10 protein-coding genes and 2 pseudogenes are annotated in these 9,116 nt (G+C 64.7%); 10 read left to right on the top strand and 2 right to left on the bottom strand.

Features of this window, described 5'->3' with window-relative positions; translation table 11 throughout:
• The 8 genes and pseudogenes from IVB32_RS13875 to IVB32_RS13840 all read left to right on the top strand — a co-directional run.
• Positions 1-421, top strand: a pseudogene (locus IVB32_RS13875) (NAD-dependent epimerase); the annotation flags it as partial.
• A 23-nt stretch (positions 422-444) separates the two neighbouring features.
• Positions 445-1,425, top strand: coding sequence for a sugar kinase (locus tag IVB32_RS13870; protein WP_247410613.1), 981 nt, complete (start codon positions 445-447; stop codon positions 1,423-1,425).
• A gap of 13 nt (positions 1,426-1,438) precedes the next feature.
• Complete coding sequence (gene eda / locus IVB32_RS13865; RefSeq protein WP_018459241.1) at positions 1,439-2,089, top strand: bifunctional 4-hydroxy-2-oxoglutarate aldolase/2-dehydro-3-deoxy-phosphogluconate aldolase; 651 nt, start codon at positions 1,439-1,441, stop codon at positions 2,087-2,089.
• Between the two features lie 59 nt (positions 2,090-2,148).
• Positions 2,149-3,318, top strand: coding sequence for an acetyl-CoA acetyltransferase (locus tag IVB32_RS13860; protein ID WP_247297551.1), 1,170 nt, complete (start codon positions 2,149-2,151; stop codon positions 3,316-3,318).
• A gap of 118 nt (positions 3,319-3,436) precedes the next feature.
• Positions 3,437-3,643 carry a hypothetical protein gene (locus IVB32_RS13855; protein WP_018459240.1) on the top strand — a complete coding sequence of 69 codons (207 nt, stop codon included), beginning with the start codon at positions 3,437-3,439 and terminating at the stop codon, positions 3,641-3,643.
• Positions 3,644-3,764: 121 nt separating this feature from the next.
• Positions 3,765-4,983: pseudogene (locus IVB32_RS13850) on the top strand (CoA transferase).
• On the top strand, positions 4,980-6,116 hold the full coding sequence (locus tag IVB32_RS13845) for a thiolase family protein (protein ID WP_247297547.1): 1,137 nt from the start codon (positions 4,980-4,982) through the stop codon (positions 6,114-6,116). Before IVB32_RS13850 ends, IVB32_RS13845 begins: the two are co-directional and overlap by 4 nt.
• Positions 6,113-6,472, top strand: a complete 360-nt coding sequence (locus tag IVB32_RS13840; protein ID WP_018459237.1) for an OB-fold domain-containing protein — start codon at positions 6,113-6,115, stop codon at positions 6,470-6,472. Before IVB32_RS13845 ends, IVB32_RS13840 begins: the two co-directional genes overlap by 4 nt.
• A 436-nt stretch (positions 6,473-6,908) precedes the next feature.
• On the opposite strand, the gene IVB32_RS13835 is transcribed toward IVB32_RS13840, so the two are convergent.
• Positions 6,909-7,079, bottom strand: coding sequence for a hypothetical protein (locus tag IVB32_RS13835; RefSeq protein WP_158091581.1), 171 nt, complete (start codon positions 7,077-7,079; stop codon positions 6,909-6,911).
• On the opposite strand from IVB32_RS13835, the gene IVB32_RS13830 reads away from it, so the two are divergent.
• Both IVB32_RS13830 and IVB32_RS13825 read left to right on the top strand, forming a co-directional pair.
• A complete protein-coding gene (locus IVB32_RS13830; protein ID WP_247410611.1) occupies positions 7,078-7,605 on the top strand; it encodes a carboxymuconolactone decarboxylase family protein in 528 nt (175 codons plus the stop codon). The two genes, IVB32_RS13835 and IVB32_RS13830, sit on opposite strands and share 2 nt — an antisense overlap.
• 26 nt (positions 7,606-7,631) lie before the next feature.
• Positions 7,632-7,934 carry a nucleoside triphosphate pyrophosphohydrolase family protein gene (locus IVB32_RS13825; RefSeq protein ID WP_026233761.1) on the top strand — a complete coding sequence of 101 codons (303 nt, stop codon included), beginning with the start codon at positions 7,632-7,634 and terminating at the stop codon, positions 7,932-7,934.
• Positions 7,935-7,939: 5 nt separating this feature from the next.
• Here IVB32_RS13825 and IVB32_RS13820 read toward each other — a convergent pair.
• Positions 7,940-9,116: glutaminase (locus IVB32_RS13820; protein ID WP_247410609.1), on the bottom strand; the 1,177-nt coding region annotated here is incomplete at its 5' end.

The raw sequence follows: 9,116 nt of genomic DNA, 5'->3' as shown, positions 1-9,116 counted from the left end.
GGCATCGGGCTTCTTCTCCAACATCCTGCGCGAGCCGCTGGCCGGCAAGGAAGCGGTTCTTCCCGTGTCCGAGGACGTCCGCCACTGGCATGCCACGCCGCGCTCCGCCGTCGGCTTCCTGCTGCATGCCGGCACCATGGACCTCGCCGCGGTGGGGCCGCGCCGTAATTTGACCATGCCGGGCCTGTCGGCGACGGTTGGCGAGCAGATCGCTGCGCTGAAGCGCGTCGCCGGCGACAAGGTCGCCGCCCGCATCAAGCGGGAGCCCGATCCCTTTATCGTCGGCATCGTCGGCGGCTGGCCGCGCAACTTCAATGCAAAGCGGTCGCTCGAGCTCGGCTTCACCACTGCCGAGAAGACTTTCGACGACATCATCCGCATTCACATCGAAGACGAGCTCGGCGGCAATTTCGTCGCCTGATCTCTGACTGAGCGGGTAAAGTGATGGCGAGCGTTGCTTGCATCGGCGAATGCATGGTCGAGCTCCGGCAGGCCCAGGGTGGACAATCCGCCGGACCTTCCAGCGGGCAGGGCGGGGGCCTCTACTCGCGTGGATTCGGCGGCGACACCCTCAACACGGCCGTTTACCTCGCGCGGCTCGAGGTCAAGGTCGATTATTTCACCGCGCTTGGCGACGATGCCCTGAGCGATGAGATGATCGCGGCCTGGACTGCGGAGGGCGTCGGCACGAGGCGCGTCGCGCGGCTGCCCGGCAAGCTGCCCGGCCTCTACATGATCCAGCTGGATACGAAGGGCGAGCGCCAGTTTTTCCACTGGCGCGACAGTGCGGCGGCGCGCCAGCTGATGAATCTGCCGGAGACGGACGATCTCCTCAACTCGCTGATGAGCTACGACATCGTCTATCTCTCTGCGATCACGCTCTCGATCTACGACACGGCTGGGCGCGAGCGCCTGCTCGCGGCGATCAAGCGCGCGCGTCTGCTTGGCACCCGCTTCGTGTTCGACACCAATTTTCGCGCGCGGGGATGGCCGGATCGTGAGGTCGCGCGCGAGGTGTTTTCAGCGGCCTTCGCGGCAGCCGACATCGTGCTGACCTCGACCGAGGATCTGCTCGCTTTCTATCCCGGCGAAAGCCACGAGCAGTTGATGGCGCGCATCCCAAGCCCCGAGCTGGTGTTCCGGCTCGCCGAGCCGGTCAGCCTGCTGCGCTTCCCCGGGGGGCCCTACGAGGTCCGCGCAGAGCCCATGACCAAGCCCGTGGTCGACACCACCGCGGCCGGCGACAGCTTTGCGGCGGCCTATATCGCGGCACGGCTCGCCGGTTCCGACCCGGTCGAGGCCGCGCAGGCCGGGCACCGCCTCGCCAGCCTCGTCATCTGCTATTCCGGCGCCATCATTCCGGGTTATGCCATGCCGCCGAAGAAACGGCATCGGCCGGCGACCACGCGTCAAGCGACCAAGTGAAACGAAAGCCAAGATGACCACGACTGCCCAACAGAACCACCTCGCCGCGCTGTTCAAGGCCGCGACTGTCATTCCCGTCCTCACCATCGAGCGTATCCAGGATGCGGTGCCGCTGGCGCGTGCGCTGGTGGCCGGCGGCGTCCGCACGCTGGAGGTGACCATGCGTACCCCTGTTGCGATCGAGGCGGCGAGGGCGATGATGGCCGAGGTGCCCGAGGCGGTGGTCGGCATCGGCACGATTCTCAATCCGGCCGACTTTACCCGTGTCGAGAAGCTCGGCGTTGCGTTCGGCATCAGCCCGGGCTTGACCCCGGACCTCTTGAAGGCCGCCACCCATAGCTCCTTGCCGTTTGCGCCGGGTATCGCCACGGCCTCCGAGCTGATGATGGCGCTGTCCTACGGCTTCGACATTGCAAAATTTTTCCCGGCCGAGCAGGCCGGCGGCATCAAGGGGCTGCGCTCGCTGGGTGGGCCGTTCCCGAACGTGCGGTTCTGCCCGACCGGCGGGGTCGGCGAGGCCAATGCGGCAACCTGGCTCGCGGAGCCCAATGTGGTCGCGGTCGGCGGTTCCTGGCTGTGCCCGACGGCGGAGATCAGGGCCGGGAACTGGGCCGGCATAACTGCCATCTGCCAGCGCACCCTCGAGGCCCTTAAACCCGCGTGAAGTCTTGCCATCCCTGAGCTAAGACTTAGGTCAGCAAGAGAGCGCCAGGGAGAATGACCATGACCGCCAGCATCGTCGGATGGGCGCATACGCCGTTCGGCAAGTTCGACACCGAGACCGTGGAAAGCCTTGTGGTGAAGGTAGCCAATGAGGCGCTGGCGGATGCCGGCATTTCGGCCGGCGATGTCGACGAGATCGTGCTCGGCCATTTCAACGCCGGCTTCTCGCCCCAGGATTTTACCGCCTCGCTGGTGCTCCAGGCCGACCCGAAGCTGCGCTTCAAGCCGGCGACCCGGGTCGAGAACGCCTGCGCCACCGGCTCCGCCGCCGTCCATCAGGGCGTGCGCGCGATCGCGGCCGGCGCGGCCAGGATTGTCCTCGTTGTCGGGGTCGAACAGATGACGCGCACGCCGGGCCCGGAGATCGGCAAGAACCTGCTCAAGGCGTCCTATCTGCCCGAGGACGGCAACACTGTCGGCGGCTTCGCCGGCGTGTTCGGCAAGATCGCCAGCTCCTATTTCCAGAAATACGGCGACCAGTCCGATGCACTGGCGCTGATCGCGGCCAAGAACCATAAGAACGGCGTCGCCAATCCCTTCGCCCAGATGCGCAAGGACTTTGGCTTCGACTTCTGCCGCGCCGAGAGCGAGAAGAACCCCTACGTCGCCGGCCCCCTGAAGCGCACCGACTGCTCGCTGGTCTCGGACGGTGCCGCTGCCCTGGTGCTGGCCGACGCGGAAACCGCCAAGGGCATGAGCAAGTCGATCGGCTTCCGCGCCACCGCGCACGCCCAGGATTTCCTGCCGATGTCCAAGCGCGACATCCTCCAGTTCGAGGGCTGCACGGTCGCTTGGCAGCGCGCACTGGAGAAGGCGGGCGTTACACTTTCCGATCTCTCCTTCGTCGAGACCCATGACTGCTTCACCGTCGCCGAGCTGATCGAGTACGAAGCGATGGGCTTGACGCCGCGGGGGCAGGGTGCCCGTGCCATCAAGGAAGGCTGGACGCTCAAGGACGGCAAGCTGCCGGTCAATCCGTCCGGTGGCCTGAAAGCCAAGGGCCATCCGATCGGCGCCACCGGCGTCTCCATGCACGTGATGACCGCGATGCAGCTCGCCGGCCAAGCGCCCGAGGGCATGCAGCTCAAGAATGCAAAGCTCGGCGGCATTTTCAACATGGGCGGTGCGGCGGTTGCCAACTACGTCTCCGTGCTGGAGCCGCTGAAGTAAGGCTGCTGCACGGTAGGCAAGGCGTGAAGCGCCGTGCCCACCTTCTTATCTTGCGCTAGATCATGGTGGGCCCGCTGGGGGCCCTTAAAGCTCTTGATCGATTTGCAGGGGATGCATCATGAGCAATGACTACGAAGATTCGCTGTCGATGGACGCACTCAACGATCGCATCGCGATTCTCGAGGACAATATCCGCCAGCTCATCGAGCAGGCCGCGGCCGCCTCGGGTGAGCAGAACGAGTCGCGGATCGCTGACCGCATCAACCAGCAGAATGATGAGCTCGACCGCCTCCTCAAGATTCGCGATTCCCGTCAGAAGAAATAGCCGCCTTTCGCCGCCGGCGCATGCGGCCATACGCCGGCGGCTCTTGCGCATGCGCCGCCACTGCCGTTAGCTGGACCGAAATCGCAGGCCTCACTTGAGGCCGCGCAATCGGGAGCGAACGATGGGGCCGCTGAAGGGCATCAAGGTCGTCGACATGACCACCGTGCTGATGGGCCCCTATGCGACCCAGATGCTCGGCGATTACGGCGCAGACGTCATCAAGGTGGAGTCTCTGGACGGCGACGTCACCCGCCTGATCGGCCCGATGCGGCACGCAGGCATGGGCCCGGTGTTTCTCAACACCAACCGTAGCAAGCGCTCGATCTGCCTTGACCTGAAGAAGCCCGCCGGCCGCGAGGCCGTGCTCCGCTTGCTGAAAGACGCCGACGTTCTCGTCTACAACGTCCGCCCGCAGGCGATGGCGCGGCTTCAACTCGGCTATGACGTTGTTTCCAAAATCAATCCGCGGCTGGTCTATGCCGGCGTGTTCGGCTTCGGCCAGGACGGGCCCTATGCTGCAAAACCGGCCTATGACGATCTGATCCAGGGCGCCACCGCGCTGCCCGCCTTGATGGCGCAGTGACGGTGTGCCGCGCTATGTGCCGAACGCACTGGTCGATCGCATCGTAGGCTTGACTGCCGTGGGCGCGATCTGCGCCAGCCTCGTGCACCGCGACCGCACCGGCCGCGGCCAGCGCGTCGACATCCCGATGTTCGAGACCATGGCCGGCTTCGTCATGGGCGACCACATGGGCGGATTGACCTATGAGCCCCCGCTCGACAAGGGCGGTTACGCCCGCCACCTCTCGCGCGACCGCCGGCCCTACAAGACATCGGACGGTTATCTCAGCGTCATCGTCTACAACGACAAGCAGTGGGAGAACTTCTTTAAGGCGACGGGACGCGACGACCTGCGCGCCGACGCGATGTTCGCGACATTCGCCGGCCGCGCCGCCAATATCGACGTCGTCTATGCCGAGCTCGCGCGCATCTTCGAGACGCGCAGCACCGCGGAATGGATCGACCTGCTCACCAAGGCCGACGTGCCGGTGATGCCCATGCACGACCTCGCGTCGATGCTGCACGATGAGCATCTGGAGGCGACCGGCTTTTTCCCAGTGGTGAACCATCCAACTGAAGGGCCGATCCGGAGCATGAGGGTGACGGCCACCTGGTCCGAAACCGAAGCCGAACCGGTGCGGCTCGCGCCGCAGCTCAACGAGCACGGCGCGGAAATCCTGCGCGAGATCGGCTATTCCGCCGACGAGATCGACGCCATGGTCCGCGATGGCGTCACCCGTTCGCCGCCCCGGAATGACGATGCACTGGTGCGCCCATGAGCTTCATCACCGGCGTCGGTCTCACGCCTTTCGGCAAGCACGAAGACTCGTCCTCGCTGGAGCTGATGAGCAAGGCCGCGCAGGCTGCGCTCGACGATGCCGGGCTCAAGCGTGCCGAGATCGACGGCATCCTCTGCGGCTACTCCACCGTCTCGCCGCACATCATGTTGGCGACCGTTTTTGCCGAGCATTTTGGCATCCGCCCCAGTTACGCCCATGCCGTCCAGGTCGGTGGCGCGACCGGGCTCGCGATGACCATGCTCGCCCATCATCTCGTCGAAGCGGGCGTCGCCCGCAATGTGCTCGTCGTGGCCGGCGAGAACCGCCTCACTGGACAGAGCCGCGACGCCTCGATCCAAGCGCTGGCGCAGGTCGGCCATCCCGACTACGAACTGCCGCTCGGCCCGACCATCCCCGCCTATTACGGCCTCGTCGCTAACAGATACATGCACGAGTACGGCGTGACGGAAGAAGACCTCGCCGAATTCGCGGTGCTGATGCGCACCCACGCCTGCACTCATCCTGGTGCGCAATTCCAGGATCCCATCGAGGTCGCTGACGTCATGGCCTCGAAGCCGGTGGCGATGCCGCTGAAGCTGCTCGATTGCTGCCCGGTGTCCGACGGCGGTGCCGCCTTCGTCGTCAGCCGCGAGCGGACCGGAGAGGCCGGCGTGCGCATTCGCGGGTGTGCCCAGGCTCATACCCATCAGCACGTCACTGCAGCGCCCGCCCTGAGCGAGCTCGGCGCCGAGATCTCCGTCGCCCGCGCCAGGGAGGCCACCGGCCTCGCGATTTCCGACGTGCGCTACGCGGCGATCTACGACAGCTTTACGATCACGCTCGCGATGCTGCTGGAAGATCTTGGCCTTGCTGGCCGGGGCGAGGCAGCCGCGCGCGTGCGCGCCGGCCATTTCAGCCGCAATGGAGCGATGCCGCTGAACACCCATGGCGGCCTGCTGAGCTACGGTCATTGCGGCGTCGGTGGCGCCATGGCGCATCTGGTGGAAACGCATCTCCAGATGACGGGGCGGGCGGCGAATCGTCAGGTGCGCGACGCCTCGATCGCGCTGCTGCACGGCGATGGCGGCGTGCTGTCGTCCCACGTCAGCATGTTCCTGGAGCGGGTGCGATGAGCGAGCGTCTAGCCGACTGGACCAAGGGCGAACAGGCCGTCATTTATCAGACCTGCACCGCATGCGGCCATGTGCAGTATATTCGTCGCGCCTTCTGCGCGGCCTGCGGCGCGTCCGATCCGCGCGAGCAGTGCGCCAGCGGCAAGGGCAGGGTCTACGCGACGTCGCTGGTCTGCCGCGCCGCCACGCCCGAGACGCGCGCGTACGTGCCCTACAACATCCTGCTGGTCGATTGCGCCGAGGGTTTTCGCATGATGGCGCATGGTGAGAATGATCTCGCCATCGGCGATGAGGTCAGTGCGAGCTTCAAACTGTTCGCCGGCAAGCTGGTGCCGTTCTTCGCCAAAGACAGATAGTGAAATTTGGATGCTCCAATGTGGCCCGGATGGAGCGGACCGAAATCCGGGTTTTCGCCTCACCGATAGACTTTCCCGGATTGCGCGCCCCATCCGGGCTATTGCGGCAACGCGAGCGGTGGGATCCGTCATTCGGGGGCGGTCCTGAGAGACCGAGCCTGGAACGGGAATTCTGGGCCTGGCCTGTGCGAGGGCCACCCCGGAATGACGAAAGCTCTCACCCGACTCTTAACTAGCGCCCGTAGAACAGGATGCTGGCGATGACGAGCATCGCCATCACCGCTAGCATATGCGCGAACGCTTCCGAGGCCGCCCCCTTGGTGGCTTCCTTCATTCCATTTTCTCCCTAGACTTGGGCGTGACTCATCGATGCGCGGTTAGCGCCCAACGGCCAATTGTTTTTACTCGGAACACCCCTTGCGAGTATCCGCCGCGATCAAGTCCCCACGCGGCGAATATCGACTGTCCCAAGGTCGTTCAGCAATGCGGCGGCATTTTGACTCGATGTTGTTGCTCCTGCGGACGCGCAAGAATACAGTTTCGTGGAAATTTCGCCGCTAACGACAAAAAGCATCAAAGGCTTAGGGAAAAACTTCAGGAAAATCATGGCCCGCATCAACTACAGCGACCCGTCCAAGGCATCCGACCGCACCCGGGAGATCCTCGACAAGAACCGCAATGCCAACATCTTCCGGATGATGTCGCATTCGCCGAGATATTTCGAGCAGTACTGCCGGCTCGGCGGCGCCATCCGCCACAAGGGCGAGCTCGATCCGATCGTGCGCGAACTCGCGATCACCCGCACCGGCATTTTGTGCGAGGCGCCGTATGAGATCGTCGCGCACAAGCGCATCGGCAAGAATGTCGGCGTCACCGACGAGCAGAACGAGGCGCTCGAGAACTGGCAGGCCGCGAACTGTTTCAATGAAGTGCAGCGCGCCGCGCTCGCCTTCACCGACGAGATCGTCAAGCTGAACAAGCCGACGGATGCGACCTTCAAGGCGATCTCATCGAAGCTGACGCCGGCCGCACTGGTTGAACTGCAGCTCTCGGTCGGATTCTACATCATGACGTCAAAGTTTCTGGAGACCTTCGAGATCGACCTTCAGCCGGTCACCGAAGTGGTCGGCTGATCGAGCAATTGCTGTGAGGGATGCTCATGACGATCGATGAATATGCCGCCTGGGCTGCAACGATTGCGAAAGTCGATGAGCGTCCGTCGAACGAACGGCTGTCCTATCTCGGGCTCGGCCTCGCCGGCGAGTCCGGCGAAGTCGCCGACCATATCAAGAAGCTGCTCCGCGATGACTGGCTCGACCAGGCGGGCCTCGTCGAAGAGCTCGGCGATGTCATCTATTACTGGGCCTGCCTCTGCGTGGCGACCGGCCAGCAGCCATCGGAGCTGCTCAAGACCAGTGCCGCCAAGATCAAGCGGCGGATCAGCGAGGCGGCGAGCCGCTAGGCCGCTCAGGTGGAGGTCAAGATATCCACTTTGGCGTTGGCGACGATCAGGCGCTCGGCCAGAAGCTGCGCAAGATTGCGCATGATGCGTTCGCTGGCGTGCGGGTGCTGCTTGCGGAAGCGCTCGAACGCTTTCAGAGGCGCCTCGAACGCGGTCGCAGCCATATCCGCGAACACGTCCGCGGAGCGGGTGGTCTCGATCAGGGCCATCTCGCCGAACGCCATGCCGGCGGTGAGTGTTGCGAGCCGCACTCCGTCGGGCAGGGTGACATGCACCGCGCCGCTGCGCAGGAAGAACAGGGAATCGGCTGCGGCGCCAGTGGTGAGGATTTTCGCGCCAGACTGATAGATCCGGATCGTGCAGATCGAGGCGAGGTCGGTCAGCTCTTCCGCGCTGAGGCCTGCGAGCAGCGGCTGCTCGGAAAGCTCGGTGGTCTCGTGAAAATCGATCGAGCCGCCATAGCGGTAGACGATCTGGTCTTCGGCCCATTCGGTCGCGGTGTCGAGCACATAGAAGTCGCGGACGTTCTTCAGCTCCGCGGTCCACTCCCGCAGGCTGTCCCATTCTTTGGAGGCGCGCCTGACGCCTGACAGGACGACGGTGACATTCAGCGCCGCCAGCTCCTCGAACGCTTCAGCCACCAGCCGCGCCCCGGCGCGTGTGGTGGAGGTGACGCGGTGGAGATCGAAAATCACGAATTGCGGCCGCGGCCGGCCCGCAAGCCGGCGTGAGACATAGTCGACCGCCGACAGCGACAGCGTGCCGACCAGCTCGATGATCCGCACCTCCTGCTCGTGGGCTGCGAGAATATCGCGCTCCTGCGGGCGGCGCACGCGCCGCGACGGGCTCTTGCCGATGTCGTAATCGGCGATGACGGCGTTGCGTGCGTCGTCGCTGCGGTTGAGCATATGCAGATCGTAATGCGAGGACAGCGCCTCGCAGACCTTGATGCCGCGCACGCTGTTGCCGTGCTTGTCGAGCCTTGGCGAATAGCTGCCGAGCCCGAGGCGGGCGGGGAGTGCGGCGAGAATTCCGCCGCCGACGCCACTCTTGGCGGGGATGCCGATCCGGTAGATCCATTCGCCGGCATAGTCGTACATGCCCGACGACGTCATCACCGACAGCGTGCGCGAGATCGCGTAAGGCGTCAGCACCTGCTCGCCGGTAACCGGGTTGACGCCA

The organism is Bradyrhizobium sp. 23 (assembly GCF_023073295.1).
Lineage (GTDB): Bacteria > Pseudomonadota > Alphaproteobacteria > Rhizobiales > Xanthobacteraceae > Bradyrhizobium > Bradyrhizobium canariense_D.
This window is presented reverse-complemented; position numbering and strand designations above follow the sequence as displayed.

Coding starts and splice junctions, on each gene's coding strand:
- eda (WP_018459241.1), top strand. CDS start 1,439: ATGACCACGACTGCCCAACAGAACCACCTCGCCGCGCTGTTCAAGGCC.
- IVB32_RS13870 (WP_247410613.1), top strand. CDS start 445: ATGGCGAGCGTTGCTTGCATCGGCGAATGCATGGTCGAGCTCCGGCAG.
- IVB32_RS13860 (WP_247297551.1), top strand. CDS start 2,149: ATGACCGCCAGCATCGTCGGATGGGCGCATACGCCGTTCGGCAAGTTC.
- IVB32_RS13825 (WP_026233761.1), top strand. CDS start 7,632: ATGACGATCGATGAATATGCCGCCTGGGCTGCAACGATTGCGAAAGTC.
- IVB32_RS13855 (WP_018459240.1), top strand. CDS start 3,437: ATGAGCAATGACTACGAAGATTCGCTGTCGATGGACGCACTCAACGAT.
- IVB32_RS13830 (WP_247410611.1), top strand. CDS start 7,078: ATGGCCCGCATCAACTACAGCGACCCGTCCAAGGCATCCGACCGCACC.
- IVB32_RS13835 (WP_158091581.1), bottom strand. CDS start 7,079: ATGATTTTCCTGAAGTTTTTCCCTAAGCCTTTGATGCTTTTTGTCGTT.
- IVB32_RS13845 (WP_247297547.1), top strand. CDS start 4,980: ATGAGCTTCATCACCGGCGTCGGTCTCACGCCTTTCGGCAAGCACGAA.
- IVB32_RS13840 (WP_018459237.1), top strand. CDS start 6,113: ATGAGCGAGCGTCTAGCCGACTGGACCAAGGGCGAACAGGCCGTCATT.